The organism is Flavobacterium ginsengiterrae, from assembly GCF_039539785.1.
Classification (GTDB): Bacteria; Bacteroidota; Bacteroidia; order Flavobacteriales; family Flavobacteriaceae; genus Flavobacterium; species Flavobacterium ginsengiterrae.
In genome coordinates, this window is record NZ_BAABDU010000002.1 from 164,676 (window position 1) to 187,243 (window position 22,568).

General features: G+C 32.3%; 23 protein-coding genes. 8 read left to right on the top strand and 15 right to left on the bottom strand.

Features of this window, described 5'->3' with window-relative positions; genetic code table 11:
- Positions 1 to 181 precede the first annotated feature (181 nt).
- From ABD859_RS01475 to ABD859_RS01525, 11 genes are all read right to left on the bottom strand, one after another.
- Positions 182 to 1,294, bottom strand: a complete 1,113-nt coding sequence (locus ABD859_RS01475) for a FecR family protein (RefSeq protein WP_345139258.1) — start codon at positions 1,292 to 1,294, stop codon at positions 182 to 184.
- A gap of 89 nt (positions 1,295 to 1,383) precedes the next feature.
- On the bottom strand, positions 1,384 to 1,995 hold the full coding sequence (locus ABD859_RS01480) for an RNA polymerase sigma factor (RefSeq protein WP_345139261.1): 612 nt from the start codon (positions 1,993 to 1,995) through the stop codon (positions 1,384 to 1,386).
- 380 nt (positions 1,996 to 2,375) lie between these two features.
- The gene (locus ABD859_RS01485) at positions 2,376 to 2,804 is read right to left on the bottom strand and encodes a hypothetical protein (protein ID WP_345139264.1); all 429 of its coding nucleotides are present in this window, start codon (positions 2,802 to 2,804) and stop codon (positions 2,376 to 2,378) included.
- 142 nt (positions 2,805 to 2,946) lie between these two features.
- A complete protein-coding gene (gene sucD / locus ABD859_RS01490; protein WP_111291027.1) occupies positions 2,947 to 3,819 on the bottom strand; it encodes a succinate--CoA ligase subunit alpha in 873 nt (290 codons plus the stop codon).
- 86 nt (positions 3,820 to 3,905) lie between these two features.
- Entirely contained in the window at positions 3,906 to 4,268 is a 363-nt protein-coding gene (locus ABD859_RS01495) for a nuclear transport factor 2 family protein (protein ID WP_345139269.1), read from the bottom strand.
- Position 4,269: 1 nt separating this feature from the next.
- A complete protein-coding gene (locus ABD859_RS01500; protein ID WP_345139272.1) occupies positions 4,270 to 5,199 on the bottom strand; it encodes a UDP-3-O-(3-hydroxymyristoyl)glucosamine N-acyltransferase in 930 nt (309 codons plus the stop codon).
- Positions 5,200 to 5,315: 116 nt separating this feature from the next.
- On the bottom strand, positions 5,316 to 5,882 hold the full coding sequence (gene efp / locus ABD859_RS01505; protein ID WP_057122993.1) for an elongation factor P: 567 nt from the start codon (positions 5,880 to 5,882) through the stop codon (positions 5,316 to 5,318).
- Positions 5,883 to 6,027: 145 nt separating this feature from the next.
- Positions 6,028 to 6,813, bottom strand: a complete 786-nt coding sequence (lpxA, locus tag ABD859_RS01510) for an acyl-ACP--UDP-N-acetylglucosamine O-acyltransferase (RefSeq protein ID WP_012024961.1) — start codon at positions 6,811 to 6,813, stop codon at positions 6,028 to 6,030.
- A 70-nt stretch (positions 6,814 to 6,883) separates the two neighbouring features.
- Complete coding sequence (locus tag ABD859_RS01515; protein WP_345139279.1) at positions 6,884 to 8,272, bottom strand: bifunctional UDP-3-O-[3-hydroxymyristoyl] N-acetylglucosamine deacetylase/3-hydroxyacyl-ACP dehydratase; 1,389 nt, start codon at positions 8,270 to 8,272, stop codon at positions 6,884 to 6,886.
- Positions 8,265 to 9,311: a UDP-3-O-(3-hydroxymyristoyl)glucosamine N-acyltransferase gene (lpxD, locus tag ABD859_RS01520; protein ID WP_345139282.1), complete on the bottom strand. Its 1,047-nt coding sequence runs from the start codon at positions 9,309 to 9,311 to the stop codon at positions 8,265 to 8,267. Before lpxD ends, ABD859_RS01515 begins: the two co-directional genes overlap by 8 nt.
- 39 nt (positions 9,312 to 9,350) lie before the next feature.
- On the bottom strand, positions 9,351 to 10,580 hold the full coding sequence (locus ABD859_RS01525; RefSeq protein WP_345139285.1) for an HD domain-containing protein: 1,230 nt from the start codon (positions 10,578 to 10,580) through the stop codon (positions 9,351 to 9,353).
- Positions 10,581 to 10,801: 221 nt separating this feature from the next.
- Between ABD859_RS01525 and porX the strand changes: the two genes are divergently transcribed.
- The 5 genes from porX (at position 10,802) to ABD859_RS01550 (ending at position 15,291) form a co-directional block, all read left to right on the top strand.
- Positions 10,802 to 12,355: a T9SS response regulator signal transducer PorX gene (gene porX / locus ABD859_RS01530; RefSeq protein ID WP_345139288.1), complete on the top strand. Its 1,554-nt coding sequence runs from the start codon at positions 10,802 to 10,804 to the stop codon at positions 12,353 to 12,355.
- 90 nt (positions 12,356 to 12,445) lie between these two features.
- The gene (gene tsaE, locus ABD859_RS01535) at positions 12,446 to 12,853 is read left to right on the top strand and encodes a tRNA (adenosine(37)-N6)-threonylcarbamoyltransferase complex ATPase subunit type 1 TsaE (RefSeq protein ID WP_345139290.1); all 408 of its coding nucleotides are present in this window, start codon (positions 12,446 to 12,448) and stop codon (positions 12,851 to 12,853) included.
- 139 nt (positions 12,854 to 12,992) lie between these two features.
- Positions 12,993 to 14,192 (top strand): alanine dehydrogenase, encoded by a 1,200-nt coding sequence (locus ABD859_RS01540; RefSeq protein WP_345139293.1) that lies wholly within the window; start codon positions 12,993 to 12,995, stop codon positions 14,190 to 14,192.
- Positions 14,193 to 14,228: 36 nt separating this feature from the next.
- Positions 14,229 to 14,603, top strand: a complete 375-nt coding sequence (locus tag ABD859_RS01545) for a DUF4258 domain-containing protein (protein ID WP_345139296.1) — start codon at positions 14,229 to 14,231, stop codon at positions 14,601 to 14,603.
- A gap of 25 nt (positions 14,604 to 14,628) precedes the next feature.
- Positions 14,629 to 15,291, top strand: coding sequence for a hypothetical protein (locus ABD859_RS01550; RefSeq protein ID WP_345139299.1), 663 nt, complete (start codon positions 14,629 to 14,631; stop codon positions 15,289 to 15,291).
- A gap of 25 nt (positions 15,292 to 15,316) precedes the next feature.
- Here ABD859_RS01550 and ABD859_RS01555 read toward each other — a convergent pair whose 3' ends face one another.
- Positions 15,317 to 15,982, bottom strand: coding sequence for a uracil-DNA glycosylase (locus tag ABD859_RS01555; RefSeq protein ID WP_345139302.1), 666 nt, complete (start codon positions 15,980 to 15,982; stop codon positions 15,317 to 15,319).
- Between the two features lie 133 nt (positions 15,983 to 16,115).
- Here ABD859_RS01555 and ABD859_RS01560 point away from each other — a divergent pair, with 133 nt between their 5' ends.
- The 3 genes from ABD859_RS01560 to ABD859_RS01570 all read left to right on the top strand — a co-directional run bounded on the left by ABD859_RS01560 (position 16,116) and on the right by ABD859_RS01570 (position 19,350).
- The gene (locus ABD859_RS01560) at positions 16,116 to 18,281 is read left to right on the top strand and encodes an endonuclease MutS2 (RefSeq protein WP_345139305.1); all 2,166 of its coding nucleotides are present in this window, start codon (positions 16,116 to 16,118) and stop codon (positions 18,279 to 18,281) included.
- 307 nt (positions 18,282 to 18,588) lie between these two features.
- A complete protein-coding gene (locus tag ABD859_RS01565; protein WP_345139308.1) occupies positions 18,589 to 18,894 on the top strand; it encodes a GIY-YIG nuclease family protein in 306 nt (101 codons plus the stop codon).
- Positions 18,895 to 18,906: 12 nt separating this feature from the next.
- A complete protein-coding gene (locus tag ABD859_RS01570; RefSeq protein WP_345139311.1) occupies positions 18,907 to 19,350 on the top strand; it encodes a thiol-disulfide oxidoreductase DCC family protein in 444 nt (147 codons plus the stop codon).
- A 135-nt stretch (positions 19,351 to 19,485) separates the two neighbouring features.
- On the opposite strand, the gene ettA is transcribed toward ABD859_RS01570, so the two are convergent.
- The 3 genes from ettA to holA form a co-directional block, all read right to left on the bottom strand.
- Positions 19,486 to 21,177 (bottom strand): energy-dependent translational throttle protein EttA, encoded by a 1,692-nt coding sequence (ettA, locus tag ABD859_RS01575; protein ID WP_345139314.1) that lies wholly within the window; start codon positions 21,175 to 21,177, stop codon positions 19,486 to 19,488.
- Between the two features lie 44 nt (positions 21,178 to 21,221).
- The gene (locus ABD859_RS01580) at positions 21,222 to 21,404 is read right to left on the bottom strand and encodes a CAL67264 family membrane protein (protein WP_012024976.1); all 183 of its coding nucleotides are present in this window, start codon (positions 21,402 to 21,404) and stop codon (positions 21,222 to 21,224) included.
- Positions 21,405 to 21,472: 68 nt separating this feature from the next.
- On the bottom strand, positions 21,473 to 22,477 hold the full coding sequence (gene holA / locus ABD859_RS01585) for a DNA polymerase III subunit delta (protein ID WP_345139317.1): 1,005 nt from the start codon (positions 22,475 to 22,477) through the stop codon (positions 21,473 to 21,475).
- Positions 22,478 to 22,568: the final 91 nt, after the last annotated feature.

The following is a 22,568-nucleotide window of genomic DNA, read 5'->3' on the forward strand; positions in this document are numbered from 1 at the left end:
TTTTTTGCATTATCATTTTTACATAGGCAATAGTTTATTTCTGGTTGAGTTAAGTTTTTGGTTAATATTTAGCAAAATGAAATAGAAATCAGCTGCATTTTTTCTCAAAAAAATAAGATTACACTTTAAAAAAGGAGTCATTAGGAAATAGAAATTTTATGTAATTACAGTTACAAAAAAATTAATTACAGCCTTCTGAAGTTATAATAATCTGATTTCCATTCATTTCAAAACTGGTATTATTCCCTATGCTTTTACAGACAATTTTTAGCTTTTCTGTTAAAGGCTGATCACTCAGTGATGTTGTTAAATGGCATTCTTTTAATTTGTTTTCCGGATAATCAATATCTACAAGGTATGCCTGTTCGATGGTTTCAAAAATCTGCGATACAGGTATATCATTAAATTCAAAGCTTAATTGTTCAATATTTCCAACATTCTGCACCAAAACAGGATCTAGTGTAATATTTGTGATTTTATTGAATTTCATAACATTACGCTCAAACCTCAAAGCTTGATTTGGAAGAAGCACAATTTCATTTTCATCTGATTTAGAAATTAAATCATTTGACTTTACCTTAACTTTACCGGTACGTACTAAAATTTCTACATCTGGCTGATCAGAATAAGCTTTAACTCTAAAACTAGTTCCAACTACTTTTGTAACAATCTCATTCGCATAAACGAAAAAAGGCTTTTTAGGATTTTTACTAATTTCAAAGAAACCTTCGCCGGATAAATACACCTTTCTTTCGTTCCCGGTAAAGATTTTAGGGTAACTCAATTTACTATTTGGCTGCAGTAAAACCGAACTGCCGTCTGACAGTGTAATAATTTGCGGTTTATTAGAATTGTTGGTTTGTTCTACTAATCCCTCACTATTGTCTTCAATAAGTTCTTTGTAGGTAACAATATTATTTTCAGATTTAAAATTGTTATTATAATACCAAGCCGACATTAAACCAATAACTAATGTTGCTGCTATTCCGGTAATGAATCTTTTTCTGAAAGTATTTAACTGTAAAGTTTTAACTGTTTTTTGATTTTCTTTTTCACGGATTTTTTGCCACGTATTTTGCAACGCTCTGTGAATATCAGATTTTGTTAGTTCTGTCGCCGGAACTTTCATAGCCAGAAGCATTAATCTTGCATCTTCTACTAATTTTGCTCGCTGACGACTTTCTAAAGTCCACTCTTCCCAACCGTTTTCGTCAATTTTTGACAAAACCCAAAGCTGAAAAGATTCATCTGATAAGAAATCTTCTATTTCGGTATATTTATTTCGTTTTTGCATCTAATAATAGGGTTACAAAAACATAGAGGACAACTTTTATATTATATACTCACCAAATTAAGATTTTTTTTAAACTTTTTTAACTTTTCTTAAAGAGTCGTTGAAAATAGTAAGGCTATTACAGAAAAACTGCCCTTCCATTCTTTGCGAAGAGTAAGCAGGCCACGGTGAAGTAGATTACTGGCTGACTGATAATTAACATCTAGCATATCTGCAATTTGTTCGACTGAAAGTGCCTGATGATAGCGTAAATACAAAGCTTCTTTTTGTCTTGCCGGTAACTCATTTAATAATTTATTTAGATAAGAAACCTTTTCTTTTGTGGCATAATCATCATCCAAAAGATCATTTTCTACTGAAAATTCCAAAAGGAATGCAATATCATCTGTACTAGATGTTTTTCTAAAAATATGGTCACGCTCGTATAGACGAGCAATTCTTTTTCTAACACTCGACAATAAATACGCTTTTACAACAACAGAGCTCTGCAAAGAGTTTCTGTATACCCAAATATCCGTAAAAACATCCTGAACACAATCCTGAACTTTTTCTGCAAAAGGAGACAATGAATTTCCGTAATTAACAAGATCGCCGTAATAACGTTCAAACAATAATGAAAATGATTTCTCGTCTCCAAGTATTAAATTATTCCAAAGTATATTGTCTTCAACAGGGTTGGCTCGTAGGATTTGGGTCTTCATAAATAGCGGATTATACCTAAACAACAGATTAATTAATGTAAAATATATACAATTTTAACATTATCATTTAGTTTTGTTCGATAAATATATAAAAGCTAATACTTAAAAACAATTATTTTACACAAAAGAGACAGTTTCCTAATATAGAAAACTGTCTCTTTCATTTGGTATCACTGGGTTCTTAATAAAATGTTAAAATATTCTTAGCTAAAACACAACTCACTTTTATAAGATTTTACATATATATTTTATCTCAAAATTACCTTGTGTATGATTATCTAAAATTTATCGAAAAAGCAATTCCGTTTATAAATTAAAATGCCTTACTAATTTTAAATAATAAGGCATTTTAAGTAATATTATTGAATTAAATGACGCTTTTAGAAAGCTACATTCCATCTTGGCAATTTTGCATTTTCATTTAAGAAATTTTGTAAAACCTGTCCTTCAACAGCAGTTGGAATTGCTTTTACATTTCCTGCAAAAGTTTCGTACCAAACAACTTCAAGAACAGAAATGTTCTCTAATTTCATTTGTGCCGGCCATGAATATTTTCTTCCTGTTTTAGCAAATTGGTGTCCGTTTACGATTTTATCGTATAATCCGCCATTTTTACTTTTTAGAGTTCCGTCATTTTGAACAGTTCCAGTTGAACCAACCATGATCAATTCTTTTGAATCTCCGTCAATTTCATAAACTACAAAAATTCCAGCGCTTCCTTCCGGAGCATTGCAAACTTCTTCTAAACTATCGTTTACAGTAAAAGTAAAACTATTTGTTGATTTAAATTTTTCTAATTCTTTGTACATATTTCTTTTTTAAGCCTCTAAGATACTGAGGTTCTAAGATGCTAAGTTTTTTCTATTTATACCTCAGTATTTTAAAATGGAAAAAAGTCTCAACAAAATATTGAGACTTTTTGGAATTTATTATTTTAAAGATTGGAATTTATTATCCAAGTACTTCTTTTACTTTTTTACCAATTTCAGCTGGTGAATCAACAACGTGAATTCCGTTGTCTCTCATAATTTGTTTTTTAGCAGCAGCTGTATCATCAGAACCACCAACAATAGCACCTGCGTGACCCATTGTTCTACCAGCAGGAGCAGTTTCTCCAGCGATAAAACCAATAACTGGTTTACGGTTACCATCAGCTTTTACCCATCTTGCAGCATCAGCTTCTAACTGACCTCCAATTTCACCAATCATAATGATTACTTCAGTTTCTGGGTCGTTCATTAATAATTCTACAGCTTCTTTAGTTGTAGTTCCAATAATTGGATCTCCACCAATACCAATAGCTGTAGTGATTCCTAAACCTTGTTTTACAACTTGGTCAGCAGCTTCATAAGTTAAAGTTCCTGATTTAGAAACGATACCAACTGTTCCTTTTTTGAAAACAAAACCTGGCATAATACCAACTTTAGCCTCACCCGGAGTAATTACACCTGGGCAGTTAGGACCAATTAATCTTGAATTTCTTTCTTTAACATAATTATTTGCTTTAATCATATCTGCTACAGGAATTCCTTCTGTAATAGCAATAATTACTTTAATTCCGGCATCAGCAGCTTCCATAATTGCATCAGCAGCAAAAGCTGGCGGAACAAAAATGATAGAAGTATCAGCTCCAGCTTGATCAACAGCATCTTTTACTGTATTAAAAACCGGACGGTCTAAATGGCTTGTACCACCTTTTCCTGGAGTAACACCTCCAACAACATTAGTACCGTACTCAATCATTTGAGAAGCGTGGAAAGTTCCTTCGCTTCCTGTAAATCCCTGAACAATTATTTTGGAATCTTTATTAACTAAAACACTCATGATATATATTTTATGTAGTTTTTAAATTTGTGTTGCAAAAATAAGGTTTTGTAATGTATTTTGCCTCTTTTATTGTCAAAAAAATATTAAGAAAATTGACTCATCTGGTAACCTCTGTAAAGTTTGTCATCTTTTATTTGCCAGATAGTTGAAAAATGTGCCAGAAGCATCTCTTCACGCGGATTCTCGATAGTTTTAACATAATGAGAATAACGTACTGAAACTAAGTCATCTTCGGCAAGAATATGACTTATTCTAACTTTAGATCTCACGTAAGCTCTGCTAAGCTCGTTCGCCATTTCTAAAATCGAATCATGATTCATTTCGATAAATCCTTTACTGCTATTCCACTCAATTATAACATCTGGATGCAAATAGGTTTTTAGAACTTCACTGTCAATCAAGGCATCCGACTTATAAAATTTTTGAACAAACTCTTTTATAGACATATTACTTCAATTTAGTTAGAATTTCAGGAATCTTTTTGATATTGGCTAATTGTTTTAACTTTTCTCTTGATTCTTCTATTGGAGTTCCAAAGTATGATTTTCCTCCTTCTACAGATTTTGTAACACCAGTCTGGCCCATAATAACAGCTTTTGCTCCTATTGTAATACCGCTGGTGGTACCAACTTGTCCCCAAATTGTAACTTCATCTTCAATAACAACACAGCCGGCAATACCTGTTTGTGATGCAATTAAACATTTTTTCCCAATAACTGTATCGTGACCAACATGAACCTGATTATCCAGTTTGGTTCCTTCCTTTATTGTAGTATCTCCTGTAACTCCTTTATCTATTGTACAAAGAGCTCCAATTCCAACATTATCTTCAATTACAACTCTACCACCGGAAATTAACTGATCAAATCCTTCCGGACGTTTTTTGTAATAAAAAGCATCGGCACCTAAAATACTTCCTGCGTGAATTATTACATTATCGCCAATTACAGTATAATCGTAAATTGAAACATTAGAATGTATTAAACAGTTTTTACCAATTTTAACGTGGTTGCCAATAAAAGTATTAGGCTGAATTACTGTTCCTTCTCCAATTTCAGCTGAAGAAGAAATAGCTACATTTGCGAACTGAAAAGGTTTAAAATGTCTTGTAAGAACATTAAAATCTCTGAAAGGATCATCAGAAATTAAAAGAGCTTTACCATCTGGGCAATCCACTTTTTTATTAATTAAAACAATGGTTGCTGCTGATTGCAAAGCTTTGTCATAGTATTTTGGATGGTCTACAAAAACAATATCTCCAGGTTCAACCACATGAATTTCGTTCATGCCTAAAACCTGAAAGTTTTTGTCACCAATAAATTCGCAGTTAAGCAAATTTGCAATTTCTTCTAAAGAGTGAACTTTTGGAAATTTCATATATCTAAATTAGAAAATTTATTAATGAGAAAATATGTCAATTAAAAAAAATGTGTCAATTAAAAAATATTTTTCAATTTTCTAATTGACTCATTGACAAGTTTTCTAATTAAAAATTACTCTTTTACACGCTCCATGTAAGAACCAGAAGCTGTATCGATTTTAATTTTATCACCTTCGTTAATAAACAAAGGAACGTTTACAGATGCACCAGTTTCTACTGTAGCATTTTTTGTAGCGTTAGTAGCTGTATTTCCTTTTACTCCCGGCTCAGCGTAAGTAACTTCAAGAATTACAGATGCAGGCATATCTACAGATAAAGGTAAATCAGTTTCAGTATTAATCTGAACCATTACATTTGTTCCTTCTTTCAATAAATCCGGAGCATCAAGGATGTTCTTGTTTAAAGAAATCTGTTCAAATGTTTCTGCATTCATAAAGTGAAATTCATCGCCTTCTGGATATAAATATTGAAAAGTATGTGTTTCAACACGAATAACATCAATTTTATGACCTGCCGAAAAAGTATTATCTAATACTTTTCCCGAAGTTAAACTTTTTAGTTTAGTTCTTACGAAAGCCGGACCTTTTCCAGGTTTTACGTGAAGAAATTCAATAATTTTATAGATGTCGTGATTAAATTTAATACACAATCCGTTTCTAATATCTGATGTAGACGCCATTTGTTTTTTTTATTTTAAATTTTAAAATGTCGATTTTAGATTCTAAATAAAGAATCTAATCTTCATTATTTGTTTTTTTATATTTTATGTTTTCAGTTTTAATCTTCAGCTTAGAAATCTAAAATCAGAAGTATAAACTCTAAAATTAATAATTTCCTGAATAACCTTTCATAATTCCTCGTGATGAATTTCTAATAAAATCAAGAATTTCATCTCTCTCTGGAGTTGCTTCCATTTCAGCTTCAATAATACTTAAAGCTTGCGTTGTATTGTAATTCTTTTGATATAAAATTCTGTAAATTTCCTGAATTTCTCTAATTTTTTCAGTACTAAATCCTCTTCTTCTTAAACCAACTGAATTTATACCAACATAAGATAATGGTTCTTTAGCCGCTTTAGTGTAAGGAGGAACATCTTTTCTTACCAAAGATCCTCCAGAAATCATAGCGTGATCACCAATATGAATAAATTGATGAATTGCTGCTAAACCTCCAATAACGGCGTGATTTCCAACAACTACGTGACCCGCAAGAGCAACACCATTAACAATAATAGCATTATTTCCAATTTCGCAGTCGTGTGCAATGTGTGCGTAAGCCATTACTAAACAATTGTTTCCAAGAATGGTTTGTCCTGAAGCAATTGTTCCTCTGTTAATTGTAACACACTCTCTAATTGTACAATTGTCACCAATAATAGCTAAAGAATCTTCCCCTCCAAATTTTAAGTCCTGAGGTACAGCAGAAATTACCGCTCCCGGAAAAATGTTACAATTTTTTCCAATTCGGGCACCTTCCATAATGGTCACATTTGAACCAATCCAAGTACCATCACCAATAACAACATTATTGTGAATTGTTGTAAATGGTTCGATTACAACATTTTTAGCGATTTTAGCGCCAGGATGAACATATGCTAATGGTTGATTCATCTATGTTTTATATTTTAAATTAAAATAATCTGATTTTAGGGCAACAAACCTAAACAATAAATTTGATTAATTATTGTTTTCTTGCAATTTGTGCCATTAATTCTGCCTCAGTTACTAATTTTCCGTTTGCATAAGCGTTAGCCTGCATGTGGCAGATTCCTCTTCTGATAGGAGAAATCAATTCACATTTGAAAATTAATGTATCACCCGGCAATACTTTGTGCTTAAACTTAACATTATCAATTTTCATGAAATATGTTAAGTAGTTTTCTGGATCTGGGACAGTGCTTAGAACCAAAATTCCGCCTGTTTGGGCCATTGCTTCAACAATTAAAACACCTGGCATAACTGGAGCTTCAGGAAAATGTCCTACGAAGAAATTTTCGTTCATAGTAACATTTTTTAAACCAACTACATGACGATCAGACATTTCAATAATTCTATCAATCAACAAGAATGGTGGTCTGTGAGGAAGCATTGACATGATTTTATGAATATCCATCAATGGTTCTTGGTTTAAATCATAAACAGGAACATGATTTCTCTGTTCAATTTTGATGATTTTAGCCAATTTCTTAGCAAACTGAGTGTTTACAAAGTGACCTGGTTTGTTTGCAATAATTTTTCCTTGAATACGAACTCCAATAAGAGATAAATCTCCAATAACATCAAGTAATTTATGTCTTGCTGCTTCGTTTGGATAATGTAAAGTAAGATTATCTAAAACGCCGTTTGGTTTTACAGAGATTTCGTCTTTACCAAAAGCTTTCTTTAAATTTTCCATTGTAGACTCAGAGATTTCTTTATCTACATATACAATTGCATTATTTAAATCACCGCCTTTAATTAAGCCATGCTCTAATAATGATTCTAATTCATGTAAAAAACTAAAAGTTCTTGAGCTTGCTATTTCTTCTTTAAAATCAGCAAGGCTTTTAAGTGTAGCATTTTGAGTGCCTAATACTTTTGTACCAAAATCTACCATAGTAGTTACCTGGTATTCATCGCTTGGCATAACAAGGATTTCACTTCCTGTTGCTTCATCTGTAAAGGAAATAACTTCTTTTACAACATAAACATTACGGCTTGCGTCTTGTTCTTCGATTCCGGCTTTTTCAATTGCTTCAACAAAATATTTTGATGAACCATCCATAATAGGCAGTTCAGAGGCATTCAATTCAATAATAATATTATCCAAATCGCATCCAACTACAGCTGCTAAAACGTGTTCAGGAGTTTGTATTTTAACACCTAATTTTTCTAAATTAGTTCCTCTTTGCGTATTAACAACATAATTAGCGTCAGCCTCAATGACTGGCTGGCCTTGCAAATCTACTCTTACAAAAGTGAAACCATTATTAATAGGAGCTGGTTTAAAAGTCATTGTAACTTCTTTTCCAGTGTGCAATCCAACTCCAGTTAGTGAAATTTCATTTTTGATGGTTTTCTGTTTAACCATTATTTCCATTTTTTGGGTTTATTATTATTTGTTTCTTTAATTCTTCAACTTCGGCAACTATCTTAGGAAGGTTTTTAAAATGAACATACGATTTATTAAAATCAGTATATCCTAGTGATGGTGTTCCTTGTAAAGTCTCATCATCTTTAATGTTTCTTGCAACTCCAGACTGCGCCTGAAGTTTCACATTATTTCCTATCGTTAAGTGGCCTGCGATACCTACCTGCCCGCCAATCATACAATTCTCGCCAATTTTAGTAGAACCTGCAACACCGCTTTGTGCAGCAATTACTGTATTTCTTCCAATTTCAACATTGTGAGCAATCTGTATTTGATTGTCTAATTTAACTCCTTGTCTAATGATTGTAGAACCAAGAGTTGCTCTATCGATTGTAGTATTGGCACCAATATCTACATTATCTTCAATTATAACGTTACCAATTTGAGGTACTTTACTGTATACACCTTCTTCATTTGGCACAAAACCAAAACCATCTGCACCTATAATAGTACCAGAATGAATAGTACAATTGTTACCAATAACAGTTTCTGAATAAATTTTGGCACCGGCAAAAATAAAGACATTATCTCCTATAATTACGTTATCGCCAATAAAGCTGTTAGGATAAATTTTCACATTATCTCCTAAAACAACGTTTTGACCTACATAACTAAAGCTTCCTAAATAAAGATTTTCTCCATATTTAGTTCCTTCAGACATAAATGACTGAGGTTCTATGCCGTTTTTGTTTAATTTTACCTGATTATAAAAATGTAAAAGCTTAGAAAAAGCTGCATAAGCATCTTCTACTTTTATTAATGTAGTAGTAATATCCTGTTCCGGAGTAAAGCTTTCGTTAACAATTGTAACAGTCGCTTTTGTACTATATATATAGTTGATATATTTCGGATTAGCTAAAAAAGTAAGAGATCCTTCCTCACCTTCTTCTATCTTAGAAAGCCGAGAAACTTCCGCATTGGGATTCCCAACAACTTCTCCTTCTAAAATTCCTGCTATTTGTTCTGCTGTAAATTTCATCGCGACAAAAATATAAAAAATAGATTTTAAATGTTAATTTTAGATAAGTTGTTTTGGAAAACAGATATAATATTTTGTGACCAATTTAGATAACGATTTCAAATTCAATTGATCAGAAGCTTCAACAACGTCTTCAATTGTCTTATCTTTTTTCAAAATTCGTATTGGTTCGGCAGCTTTACTATAAGCCTGGTTCTTAATTTTACCTCTAAAAATGAAATAACCCGCATCTAAAGCCGAAATATTATGCGCTTCTGCAAATTCTTCTTTTAAAGATTGCGATTCTTCCATTGGTATTTTATCTGCGCTGAGTTTTATTTTTAATAAATCCCTGTTTATGATCATTTTACTCAAAGTAGAAAGAATAAAATCATTATTTCGCTGCCAAGCTTTTAAAGCGCTTATGATATCAAAATCATCTAATTGAGAAAATAAATCCAAATTTTGAGCATCAAAATCTTCAAGAGTTATTTTATTCTGCATGAAATACAACAAAGGCTCACTGCATGGAAGTTTAACTCCTTTTAAGGTCAATTCTTTAGCTCTTTTCAGCACTTTCATTAAAATCAATTCAGCAACAAGGCTTGTTTTATGTAAATAAGCCTGCCAGTACATTAACCGTCTGGATAACAGAAATTTTTCGACAGAATAAATTCCTTTTTCTTCAATAACTAACACATCATCAACAACATTCATCATCTGAATCAAACGTTCAGAGTTTACATTGCCTTCTGCAACTCCGGTGTAAAAACTGTCTCGTTTCAGGTAATCCATTCTATCCATATCCAATTGACTTGAAATCAATTGCAGCATAAATTTCCTGTGATATTCACCTTTAAAAACCTGAATTGCCAGACTTAATCTTCCGTCAAACTCTTCATTAAGCTGATTCATAAACAACAGCGAAATTGCTTCATGATGCACATCTTCAACAATACTTTTTTCCATAGCATGCGAAAACGGACCATGACCAATATCATGAAGTAAAATTGCTATTAAAAGTGCATTTTCTTCTTCTTCAGAAATAACAACATCTTTAAAACGAAGAGTATCGATTGCTTTTTTCATTAAATGCATGCATCCCAAAGCATGATGAAAACGCGTATGATTTGCTCCAGGATAAACTAAATATGACAATCCCATTTGCGATATACGTCGCAAACGCTGAAAATATGGATGCTGGATTAAGTCGTAGATAAGTTCATTCGGTATAGTGATAAACCCGTAAATTGGGTCATTGAATATTTTTAATTTATTAATTTGAGTCACAAGTTGGTTATTTTTTGGTCAACAAATATAAGTAAATAAGTAGAAAACCATTTTAGTTTTTAACTTAAAAAAACGATAATACCTATAAGTATTTTCCTAGATATTAAATAAACATAAAAAATAATTCAAAATAATTTTAGTTTCAGCATTCCTAATTTTATACTATTTTTAATACTTTTTAAGTTCTATACCTTTAAATTGCATTAAAATTAAAATTGTTTATGGATAAGATTAAAATACTTTGGGTCGATGATGAAATCGATCTTTTAAAGCCACATATATTATTTCTGGAAAAAAAGAATTATTCTGTAACAACCTGCAACAACGGTCTTGATGCCGTTGCTTTGTTTGAAGAGGAAAATTTCGATATTGTTTTTCTGGATGAAAATATGCCGGGAATGAGCGGTTTGGAAACACTTTCTGAAATGAAAGAAAAAAAATCAGCTATCCCGATGATTATGATTACTAAAAGCGAAGAAGAATATATAATGGAAGAAGCCATTGGTTCTAAAATCGCTGATTATTTGATTAAACCTGTAAATCCAAATCAAATTCTGTTGAGTTTGAAGAAAAATCTGGATGATTCTAGATTAATTACAGAAAAAACAACATTAGATTACCAAAAAGAATTTCGTAAAATTTCAATGGAATTAGCAATGGTTAATTCTTATGAAGACTGGGTAGAATTGTATAAAAAACTGCTTTTTTGGGAATTAAAACTAGAAGATATTAATGATCAGGCAATGATCGAAATTCTTGAATCTCAAAAAGTTGAAGCCAATTCGCAGTTTGGAAAATATATTGAAAGAAATTACGAGGACTGGTTTCAACCAAAGGCAGACAAACCAATTCAGTCAAATACACTTTTTAAAGAATTAGTCGTTCCGGAAATCAAAAAGAAAGACAGACCTATTTTATTTGTCGTTATAGACAATCTTCGCTACGATCAGTGGAAATCTTTTGAAACCGTAATCTCAAATTATTATAAACTAGAAAAAGAAGTTCCCTACTTCTCTATTCTTCCAACGGCAACACAATATGCCAGAAACTCAATTTTTTCTGGTTTAATGCCTTCAGAAATGGAAAAACAGTTTCCTCAATATTGGAAAAATGATGTAGAAGACGGTGGAAAAAACCTTTTTGAAGCTGAATTTCTTTCGGCACAAATTAAGCGTTTGGGATTAAACATTAAAGAAGATTATTTTAAAATCACCAATTACGCAGGAGGTAAAAAACTGGCAGAAAACTTTAAAGCATTAAAAGGAAATGACTTAGTTACTGTGGTTTACAACTTCGTAGATATGCTGTCGCATGCAAAAACTGAAATGGAAGTTGTAAAAGAATTAGCTTCTGATGATAAAGCATATCGTTCGCTGACATTGAGCTGGTTTAAAAATTCGCCATTATTAGAAATCATTCAGCAGGCACAACTTTTAGGTTTCAAATTAATCTTAACAACAGATCACGGAACAATTAATGTAAAAAATCCGTCGAAAGTTGTGGGAGATAAAAATACAAGTCTAAATTTGCGTTACAAAACCGGCCGAAGCTTAACATACGAACAAAAAGATGTTTATGTTGTAAAAGAACCAAAATCAATAGGTTTGCCGGCAATAAATATGAGCAGTTCGTTTATTTTTGCCAAAAATGATTTTTTTCTGGCTTATGTAAACAACTATAATCATTATGTAAGTTATTATAAAAACACATACCAGCACGGTGGAATTTCGCTAGAAGAAATGATTATTCCGTTTTTGGTATTTAACCCGAAATAAAAGAGTTTTCAGTCGCAGTCGCAGTTTTCAATATCAATAAAAAACTGAAAACTGAGACTGCGACTGAAACTATAAATTAAGTAATATAAAATGAACATCATTTTTTCATTAGATCAAATTCAGGAAACTGCCCAGCAGATTTTAGATTCAAATCCTAAAAAAATTATTCTTTTTAACGGCGAAATGGGAGTTGGAAAAACGACCTTAATAAAACAACTGTGCAAAAGTTTAGGAGTTAAAGATGCCACAAGCAGTCCCACTTTTTCTTTAGTAAATGAATATGAAATTCCAAATGGCAAAAAAGTGTATCATTTTGATTTTTACAGAATTAAACAAGAAACCGAAGCTCTGGATATGGGAGTCGATGATTATTTATACTCAGGAAACTGGTGTTTTATTGAATGGTCTGAAAAAATTGAAAATCTGCTTCCAGAAGAAACTTCAACCATTACAATTGAATTATTGGCAGACGGAAAAAGAGAACTAAAATTAGTCTAGAGCTTTGCGAAAATTGAAAAAAATATTTCATGAGCATTCACAAAAAATAACTTAACCTTAGACATTAGTATTAGCAGAATTTTTGCACTAATTTTAAAACTTTTTACGTAATTTGTACCCTTAATTTTTTGCATCATCCATGTCAATTACCTTAACTCCATTTACAAAACAACAATTAATACCACAAGAAGAAAAACTTGAGGTTGGTCGTTTTAAAAGAGAACTTTTCATAGGAATTCCTAAGGAAACGAGCTATCAGGAACGTCGTATTTGTTTGACTCCAGATGCCGTAAATTCTCTTACTTATGAAGGGCATCGTGTTATGATCGAATCTGGTGCCGGAGAAAGTTCAAGTTATACAGATAAGGAATACGCAGATGCTGGTGCAGAAATCACAAAAGACACCAAAAGAGTTTTCAGCTGTCCGCTTCTATTAAAAGTAGAACCGCCAACATTAGCCGAAATTGAAATGATAAGTCCAGAAACGACCATCATTTCAGCAATTCAATTAAAAACAAAAAAGAAAGAGTATTTCGAAGCTTTGGCGAAAAAAAAGATTACCGCTCTTGCTTTTGAATATATTAAAGATGAAGACGGATCGTATCCTGCCGTAAAATCATTAAGTGAAATTGCCGGAACAGCATCAATTTTAATCGCTGCCGAATTAATGATTACTAACGAATTTGGAAAAGGCCTTTTATTTGGAAACATTACAGGCGTCCCTCCTACTGAAGTGGTAATTCTTGGAGCAGGAACAGTGGGTGAATTTGCCGCAAAAACCGCAATTGGATTAGGTGCCAACGTAAAAGTTTTTGATAATTCGATTACAAAACTGCGTCGATTACAAAATAATTTAAGCCAAAGGATTTTTACGTCAACCATTCAGCAAAAAGCATTACTAAAAGCTTTAAGACGCTGTGATGTTGCAATTGGTGCCATGCGAGGAAAAGAACGATGCCCGATTGTAGTTACAGAAACTATGGTGGAGCATATGAAAAAAGGTGCCGTAATTGTTGATGTAAGCATCGATACAGGAGGATGTTTTGAAACTTCGGAAGTAACAACTCACGAAAAACCAACTTTCATAAAAAGTAACGTTTTACACTATTGTGTGCCCAATATACCTTCAAGATATTCCAAAACCGCCTCATTATCAATTAGTAACATCTTAACTCCTTACCTTCATCAGATAGCCGAAGATGGTGGTCTCGAAAGCGCAATTAGATGCAATAAAGGACTTAAAAACGGAATTTATTTATACCACGGAATTCTAACAAATAAAGCTATTGGCGACTGGTTCGACCTGCCAGACAACGATATTAATTTACTTGTATTTTAAAGGAACTTTAATGTACCTTTGCAAAAATTTTATTTCATGAAGTTCGTACACCGTTTTGCATATTACCTAATAGGTCTCGTAATGGGATGTTTTATTGTATCAGGATTTTTTATAGGAAAAGACACTCGATGCAATTATTTTCCAAATGCCAGAGTTTTAAATAATCTAAGAACAAAACCTTTTCAATATTCTGATAAAGCAATTCAGACTTTAAACGAAAAATGGGTTGACACTGCCGATGTCAAAAACACTTTAACATATGGCGACGTAGATTTCGATCAAAGTAACATTCCTTATAATGGAGGTAAAACTTATATTATTGAAGGAAAAACTGTAAAAAATCAGGAAATTATTCTAAAAGTTACCAATTACGAAAAGAAAGCTGTTTTAGAAGAAATCATTAAGAAATAATTTTCATTTTCAAAGTTTCCCTGTTATGAATAAAACAAACAGAATCTTCTTCTATGACAATCCATATCCGCTGGGTCATACATTAAAAGAATTTGTTTGGAGTGCCAGATTAGATCCTGAAAGAGGACTTTTATTTGATTTTCATTTAGTAACTGATTCTTATTATGCTGAAGATGATTCTAATGATGATGATGAACACCTTAAATCTGACTGGCAGTCAAAAACAGTTTGGGAAAATTATCATAATTGTATTTTATCTTCTACAGAATGGCATTATGGCGGCATTGTAATAGGAACACCTGAAAATAAATTTGATTTTTCTAAACTAAACAGCGCAACACTAACTTCTGATCTTTTACCATTGCCTGAAGGATTTGATTTTCAGGATTTAGCTTTTCACGTATATTTGTTAGGACATGACAGTTGCAGCAATAATAAAATAACTTTAAATCGAAACCCCGATAATACTTTTGAAATTTCCTGGACAGGAAAAATTGCAAGAACGTATTATGGAGATTATGAATTCAAGCATGATTTTGAAGTCAATATCAGCAATGTAAAATTTGATGGAATATATTTTCGTTATGGCTTAAGCGTAGAAGAAAATCTAAAAATTCTTGAAAACTGTACTGTAGATCCAAGTATTTTTAAAATAGCAGAAGATAAATTTGAGGTCCTAAATTATTAGAATAAATCCAGAACCTCATTTATATTTACCATTCGATTTCCTTAAGTCCTTTAGATTTTAAGAAATCATTTGTCTGACTGAAGTGTTTATTTCCAAACCAAAAACCTCTGTTAGCACTTAGCGGAGACGGATGTCCGGATTTTAAAATATGATGTTTTGAAGAATCAATCAAAGCTGCTTTCTTTTGAGCAAAACCACCCCAAAGAAGAAAAACTACATTTTCTTTTTCTGCAGAAATTTGTTTAATAACAGCATCGGTGAATTTTTCCCAGCCTTTTCCCTGATGACTTCCAGCTTCAGACTGACGAACTGTTAAAGTGGCATTTAAAAGAAAAACGCCCTGATCTGCCCAACGCTCCAGATTTCCGGTTTTTGGCATTGGTTTATTTAAATCAGTTTCGATTTCTTTGAAAATATTATATAATGAAGGTGGAAAAGGAATTCCATCATTAACAGAAAAACATAAACCATTTGCCTGATTTGGACCGTGATAAGGATCCTGACCAATGATAACAACTTTTACCTGATCAAAATGACAATGATCAAAAGCCGAAAAAATCTGACTTCCTTTTGGATAACAGATTTTTGTCGCATATTCTGATTTTACAAAATCTATTAATTCGTTAAAATAAGGTTTTTCAAATTCTTCATTCAAAACCGGCTTCCAGGAAGAATGCATTTTTACGTCCATAACTTTTTTTTGCGAATTTCAGGATTTTTTAAGTAAAATCATACTTAAACAAACAATAAAATTAGACTTAAACTTTACAGTGTACAATTATACTATTTTCGTATTTTTGCCTGTACTTTCTTAAAGAAATTAAATGATTAGTATTACAGATAAAACATTACAAGACTTACAATTTCCAACCGTACTCGAAACCATTTCTGATGGATGCAACACCGATATTGGAAAAGAAAAAGCTTTACAAATAAAACCATTCAGAGATAAAGAAGAATTGATGCAGGCTCTTATGCAGACATCAGAATATGTGTCTTCTTTTGAAAATAATAACGCAATTCCAAATCACGGATTTGATGCTATTTCGCACGAAATTAAGTTTTTAGCTATCGAAGACAGTTTCCTTGAAGTAGGAAGTTTTAGAAAAATTGCCAATCTTTCTTCGACAACAAATGTCCTGCTGAATTTCCTGAAAAAGTTTGATGATTATTATCCAAACTTAAATGCAAGGGCTTCTCGTGTAGAATTGACTAAAGATATTATAACCGCAATTGACGCTATTGTAGATAAATACGGAGAAATAAAAGACAACGCATCTCCTGCCCTTTCTGGCATTCGCCAAAACATGAATCTGGTTCGCGGAAAAGTTAACCAAAGTTTTGGCGTAGCATTAACTCAGTATAACGGATTAGGCTATTTGGACGACATTAAAGAAAGTTTTGTTCAAAACCGCCGTGTTTTAGCAGTTCTTGCTATGTATCGCCGTAAGGTAAAAGGCTCTATTTTAGGAAGTTCTAAAACTGGAAGCATTGCTTACATTGAACCCGAAGCTACTTTAAAATATTCGAGAGAATTGGCCAACTTAGAATATGAAGAGAAAGAAGAAATTACAAGAATTTTAAAGAATTTATCAAATGTAATTCGCCCGTATCTTCCTTTACTAATTGAATATCAGGATTTTTTAAGTGATATTGATGTCGTTGCCGGAAAAGCAAAATACGCCAATCGCATCAACGGAATTTTACCGGCAATTACAGAAGAAAGAAGATTGTTTTTTAGAGAAGCCTATCATCCTATTTTGTATTTAAATAACAAACAGAAAAAAGAAGTTACGCATCCGCAGACAATTGAGTTAAAGCAAGAAAACAGAATTATTGTAATTTCCGGACCAAACGCCGGAGGAAAAACCATTTCATTAAAAACAGTTGGTTTATTGCAATTAATGCTGCAATCCGGAATTTTGATTCCCGTTCACGAAAGAAGCGAAACATTTTTATTCGACAGAATTTTAACAGATATTGGAGATAATCAATCTATTGAAAATCATTTGAGTACTTATTCTTATCGTCTTAAAAACATGAATTATTTCTTAAAGAAATGTAACAACAAAACCATGTTTTTAATTGATGAATTTGGTACAGGTTCAGATCCTGAATTAGGTGGAGCATTGGCAGAAATTTTCCTGGAAGAATTTTACCATCGTGAAGCTTTCGGAATTATTACGACACATTATTCGAATTTAAAGATTTTGGCGAATGAACTTCCATACGCAACAAATGCGAATATGATGTTCGACGAAAAATCTTTAGAACCAATGTATAAACTGGCTTTAGGTCAGGCCGGAAGTTCATTTACTTTTGAAGTCGCTCAAAAAAATGGAATACCATTTGGATTAATTAATCGTGCAAAAAAGAAAATCGAAGTTGGAAAAGTTCGTTTTGATAAAACCATAGCAACGCTTCAAAAAGAACGTTCGAAACTGGAAAAAACTTCTTTAAATTTAAAAGAAGAAGAAACCCGTGCGCGCGAGGAAAGCAAAAAGATGGAAAACATCAATACCAAAATTCAGCAAAAGCTTGAAAGTTATCAGGAACTATACGACAGCAATCAGAAGATTATATATATAGGACAAAAAATTGATGACATCGCTGAGAAATATTTCAATAACAAAAACAAAAAAGAACTTATTGAGGAATTTTTGAAAATTGTTGAGATTGAAAACTCAAAGCGTAAAAAAGCTACACCAAAAGAAGTAAAAGCAAAAGTTGAAAAGAAAAAAGAAATTATTGCTGAAGTTCAGGTAAAAGTAGAAGAAATCCGCAAGGAGAAAAAAGAGAAAAAACTGAAGCCTGTTGTAGAAAAACCAAAACCAATTTTAAAAGTTGGTGACCGAGTTAGAATGCTCGACGGAAGATCTGTGGGAAGTATTGATTCGATCGAAAAAAATAAAGCAACTGTTAATTATGGTATTTTTACTTCGAAAGTAAGTCTAGACGAACTAGAATTAGTAGAAGCTGTAAAGAAGTAATTTCTTTTAGTATTTAGTCGTAGTTTTTCTGTGTAAAAACTTATTTTTTTTGATCAAAATTCAAATAAAGCGATTTAAGAAACGATTTTACTTTTTAAACAAACTAAGATCATTTCTTTTCATTAGTTGATTAAATTCATTTTATGAAAGTTGTTTTTAATTAACTATTGTTATGATTTTTAAAATTATCATAATAAAAAATTATAATTAGCAAAATTCTTACAAAATTATTTTTTTATTAGTTTTGTCATTGCGAGGAACGAAGCAACCGCACTAAACCTCATTAATAACAAAACTCATAAAAAAAATGAAACCTGGATTTGTATACATCATAACCAATAAATATCAAACAGTTGTCTATGTTGGCGTAACATCAAATCTTCCTAAAAGAATTTTAGAACATAAAAACAAAAAATATCCGAAATCATTCTCGGCACGATATAATGTCTATATTTTAGTTTATTATGAACAATTTCAATGGATTGAGGATGCAATTGCAAGAGAAAAACAAATCAAAGCAGGTTCGAGAGAAGCGAAAAATAATTTAATTCGCTCCATGAACCCAAATTGGAAGGATCTATTTGAAGAAATAGAAAATATAATGATTGTATAATAATAATTTGTAATGGAAAAACATAGTGAGATTGCTTCGTTCCTCGCAATGACTGAAAAACATAAAAAAATAATTCTTTTCGACGGCGTTTGTAATTTATGCAACAACGCAGTTCAATTTATCATCAAAAATGATAAAAAAGATATTTTTCGTTTTACAGCTCTGCAATCTGATTTGGGAAAAGAAATCTGCAATTATATTGGTGTTGATCAAACAAAAATTGATAGTATTATTTTATACAATCCCGGAACTGCCTATTATTACAAATCATCTGCCGCAATTGAAATTGCTCAGGACTTAGGAGGAATTTACAACTTAGCTGTTGTTTTTAAAATTTTTCCTGAAAAAATTCGAAATTATATTTACGATTACATTGCGAAAAACCGTTACAAATGGTACGGCAAAAAAGAAAGCTGCATGATTCCTACTCCAGAATTGAAAGCGAAATTTCTTTGAGAAAAATTCCAAGTCTGAAATCCAATTTTACACAATATTGTCATTTCTACTGAAAGGAGAAACTTTACGCAAATAAAAAATCCCAAACTCCAATAATTGGAATTTGGGATTTTTAATATTTGAAATTTAAAAGAATTATCTAATTAATTTTCTATACTTAATACGTTTTGGAGTTAAATCACCGCCCAGACGTTTCTTTTTGTTTTCTTCATAATCAGAGAAACTTCCTTCAAAGAAATAAACTTCAGAATTTCCTTCAAAAGCTAGAATGTGTGTACAAATTCTGTCTAAGAACCATCTGTCGTGAGAAATAATTACGGCACAACCCGCAAAATTCTCCAAACCTTCTTCAAGCGCACGAAGTGTATTTACGTCAAGGTCATTCGTAGGCTCATCCAGTAAAAGTACGTTTCCTTCTTCTTTCAAAGTCATTGCTAAGTGAAGACGGTTACGTTCTCCACCAGAAAGCATAGAAACTTTTTTGTTTTGCTCGCCGCCACCAAAATTGAAACGAGATAAATAAGCTCTTGAATTTACTTGCTTCCCTCCCATCATAATTAATTCCTGACCATCAGCAAAGTTTTCCCAGATTGATTTATTTGGATCGATATTAGAGTGAGACTGGTCTACGTAAGCAATTTTTACAGTATCTCCTACTGCAAATTCTCCGCTGTCAGTTGCCTGCTCTCCCATGATCATTTTGAAAATAGTAGATTTACCAGCACCGTTTGGCCCGATGATTCCAACAATACCTGCTTGTGGTAAAGTAAAGTTCAAATTATCATATAATAATTTTTCACCAAAAGCTTTCGCTACATTTTTAGCTTCAATAACATTTGTTCCTAAACGAGGACCATTCGGGATATAGATCTCTAGATTTTCATCTAATTGTTTTTGATCTTCGTTTAATAATTTATCGTAATTCTGTAAACGTGCTTTTTGTTTTGTCTGACGGCCTTTTGCACCTTGACGAACCCATTCTAACTCACGCTCTAAAGTTTTTCTACGTTTAGAAGCTACTTTTTCTTCCTGAGCCATACGGTTTGATTTTTGATCTAACCAAGAAGAATAGTTTCCTTTCCATGGAATACCTTCTCCTCTATCTAACTCAAGAATCCATCCTGCCACATTATCAAGGAAATAACGGTCGTGCGTTACAGCAATTACTGTTCCAGCGTATTGAGCTAAATGCTGCTCTAACCAAAGTACAGATTCTGCATCAAGGTGGTTGGTAGGCTCATCCAGAAGCAATACATCTGGCTGTTGCAATAACAAACGACATAAAGCTACACGACGACGCTCTCCACCAGAAAGGTTTTTAATTGGCGTATCTCCATCTGGAGTACGAAGTGCATCCATTGCGATTTCTAATTTCGTATCGATTTCCCATGCTCCAAGTGCATCAATTTTATCTTGTAATGCCGCTTGACGATCCATTAATTTATCCATTTTATCTGGATCTGAATAATTTTCTTCAAGACCAAATAAATCATTGATTTGATTATATTCTTCTAAAACTGCCATGGTTTCTGCAGCGCCTTCACGCACCACTTCGATAACTGTTTTAGAATCATCTAGAATTGGTTCCTGCTCTAAATATCCAACTGTATATCCTGGCTGAAAAACCACATCACCCTGATAGTTTTTATCTACACCTGCAATAATTTTTAAAAGAGAAGATTTTCCGGAACCGTTAAGACCCAAAATACCAATTTTAGCTCCGTAAAAGAAACTTAAGTAAATATTTTTAAGTACCGGTTTGTCTGCTCCCTGATAGGTTTTACTCAATTTTTGCATTGAGAAAATTACTTTCTTATCGTCTGACATTCTATTTATTTTTAATTTTGATTAATTATTTTTTTTATCTGATATTAAACCCTGCCTTTCAAAGCATTAAAAACCCAAGCATTAGCAAAAAAACCTACACCAGCAGCTGCAAATCCCCAGCCCGAAACATCTCTGTATCGAAAAGCGCCAAGTCCAATAAGCAGTAATCCCATAAGCACCATAATTAAGGTAGCCCATCCTAAAACGGTATTTTTATTCATTCCCATAATTGTGTAATTATTATTTTTAAGCAGTAATTTTTTTTCGAAAGGCAAATATCGTGAATTTTCACGGCTTAATTAAATATTTTATAAAGCATTTCTTTAAGTAAATCTGATTGAGGTAAAGCATTAGCTCCCACACCTTTACTTTTAACATCAATATCACGCAGTGCACCAACAATCTGACTTACTTTTCGCATTGGATAATTTTTTATCGCCAGATCATATTCTTTCAAAAAATAAGGATTTACTCCAATTGCTGCGGCTACATTTTTTGGATTTTTATCTTTTAAACCGTGATATTTTAAAAGCTGTACAAAGAAACCAAAAACCAATCCGGTTGTCATTACAAGGGGGTATTCTTTTGGATTATGAGCAAAATTTTCAGCTATTTTATACGCTTTCAACTGGTTACGTTCGCCAATTGCTTTTCGCAATTCAAACACATTATAGTCTTTACTAAAACCAATATTCTCTTCTATATGCTTTGGTGTAATCATTGTGCCTTGTGGCAAAATAATCTGTAATTTTTCAAGTTCGTTGTTAATTTTACTCAAATCAGTTCCTAAAAACTCCACCAGCATGGCATTTGCTTTTGGGTCTATTGTGTATTTCTTTCCTGCTAAAACGCGCTTAATCCAATCACCAACCTGATTTTCGTATAGTTTTTTACTCTCGTAAACAATTCCTTTTTGTGCTAAAAGTTTCGTTACCTTTTTACGTTTATCGAGTGTTTTGTATTTATAGCAAAAAACCAAAACTGTAGATTCCATTGGATTGCCAACATACGATTCAATTTTATCAATTGTTCTGGACAAATCCTGAGCTTCTTTTACAATAACAACCTGACGATCAGCCATCATAGGATAGCGCTTGGCCGTTGAAACGATATCCTCTACAGATACATCTCTTCCGTAAAGAACGGTTTGATTAAATCCTTTTTCTTCTTCCGCCAGCACATTTTGTTCGATATATTCAGACAGCTTATCTATATAATAAGGTTCCTCACCCATTAAAAAATAAATAGGTTTAATATTTCCTGCTTTAATATCGTTAACAATTTTAATTACTTCGTCCATTTAATTTAGTTTACAGGTCTACAGTTTCAGTCGTAGTTTTAATTATTGTTAAAACAAATTTTCAAATTGTGTAATTTTCAAATTATATTTG

Bases quoted from the DNA above. Each gene is read 5' to 3' on its own strand.
- porX (WP_345139288.1), top strand. From the start codon at position 10,802: ATGGATAAGATTAAAATACTTTGGGTCGATGATGAAATCGATCTTTTA.
- ABD859_RS01580 (WP_012024976.1), bottom strand. From the start codon at position 21,404: ATGGGAATGAATAAAAATACCGTTTTAGGATGGGCTACCTTAATTATG.
- ABD859_RS01475 (WP_345139258.1), bottom strand. From the start codon at position 1,294: ATGCAAAAACGAAATAAATATACCGAAATAGAAGATTTCTTATCAGAT.
- lpxD (WP_345139282.1), bottom strand. From the start codon at position 9,311: ATGAAATTTACAGCAGAACAAATAGCAGGAATTTTAGAAGGAGAAGTT.
- ABD859_RS01560 (WP_345139305.1), top strand. From the start codon at position 16,116: ATGATTAGTATTACAGATAAAACATTACAAGACTTACAATTTCCAACC.
- ABD859_RS01550 (WP_345139299.1), top strand. From the start codon at position 14,629: ATGAATAAAACAAACAGAATCTTCTTCTATGACAATCCATATCCGCTG.
- ABD859_RS01555 (WP_345139302.1), bottom strand. From the start codon at position 15,982: ATGGACGTAAAAATGCATTCTTCCTGGAAGCCGGTTTTGAATGAAGAA.
- ABD859_RS01480 (WP_345139261.1), bottom strand. From the start codon at position 1,995: ATGAAGACCCAAATCCTACGAGCCAACCCTGTTGAAGACAATATACTT.
- lpxA (WP_012024961.1), bottom strand. From the start codon at position 6,813: ATGAATCAACCATTAGCATATGTTCATCCTGGCGCTAAAATCGCTAAA.
- holA (WP_345139317.1), bottom strand. From the start codon at position 22,477: ATGGACGAAGTAATTAAAATTGTTAACGATATTAAAGCAGGAAATATT.
- ettA (WP_345139314.1), bottom strand. From the start codon at position 21,177: ATGTCAGACGATAAGAAAGTAATTTTCTCAATGCAAAAATTGAGTAAA.
- ABD859_RS01565 (WP_345139308.1), top strand. From the start codon at position 18,589: ATGAAACCTGGATTTGTATACATCATAACCAATAAATATCAAACAGTT.
- efp (WP_057122993.1), bottom strand. From the start codon at position 5,882: ATGGCGTCTACATCAGATATTAGAAACGGATTGTGTATTAAATTTAAT.
- sucD (WP_111291027.1), bottom strand. From the start codon at position 3,819: ATGAGTGTTTTAGTTAATAAAGATTCCAAAATAATTGTTCAGGGATTT.
- ABD859_RS01540 (WP_345139293.1), top strand. From the start codon at position 12,993: ATGTCAATTACCTTAACTCCATTTACAAAACAACAATTAATACCACAA.
- ABD859_RS01495 (WP_345139269.1), bottom strand. From the start codon at position 4,268: ATGTCTATAAAAGAGTTTGTTCAAAAATTTTATAAGTCGGATGCCTTG.
- tsaE (WP_345139290.1), top strand. From the start codon at position 12,446: ATGAACATCATTTTTTCATTAGATCAAATTCAGGAAACTGCCCAGCAG.
- ABD859_RS01485 (WP_345139264.1), bottom strand. From the start codon at position 2,804: ATGTACAAAGAATTAGAAAAATTTAAATCAACAAATAGTTTTACTTTT.
- ABD859_RS01545 (WP_345139296.1), top strand. From the start codon at position 14,229: ATGAAGTTCGTACACCGTTTTGCATATTACCTAATAGGTCTCGTAATG.
- ABD859_RS01500 (WP_345139272.1), bottom strand. From the start codon at position 5,199: ATGAAATTTCCAAAAGTTCACTCTTTAGAAGAAATTGCAAATTTGCTT.
- ABD859_RS01515 (WP_345139279.1), bottom strand. From the start codon at position 8,272: ATGGTTAAACAGAAAACCATCAAAAATGAAATTTCACTAACTGGAGTT.
- ABD859_RS01570 (WP_345139311.1), top strand. From the start codon at position 18,907: ATGGAAAAACATAGTGAGATTGCTTCGTTCCTCGCAATGACTGAAAAA.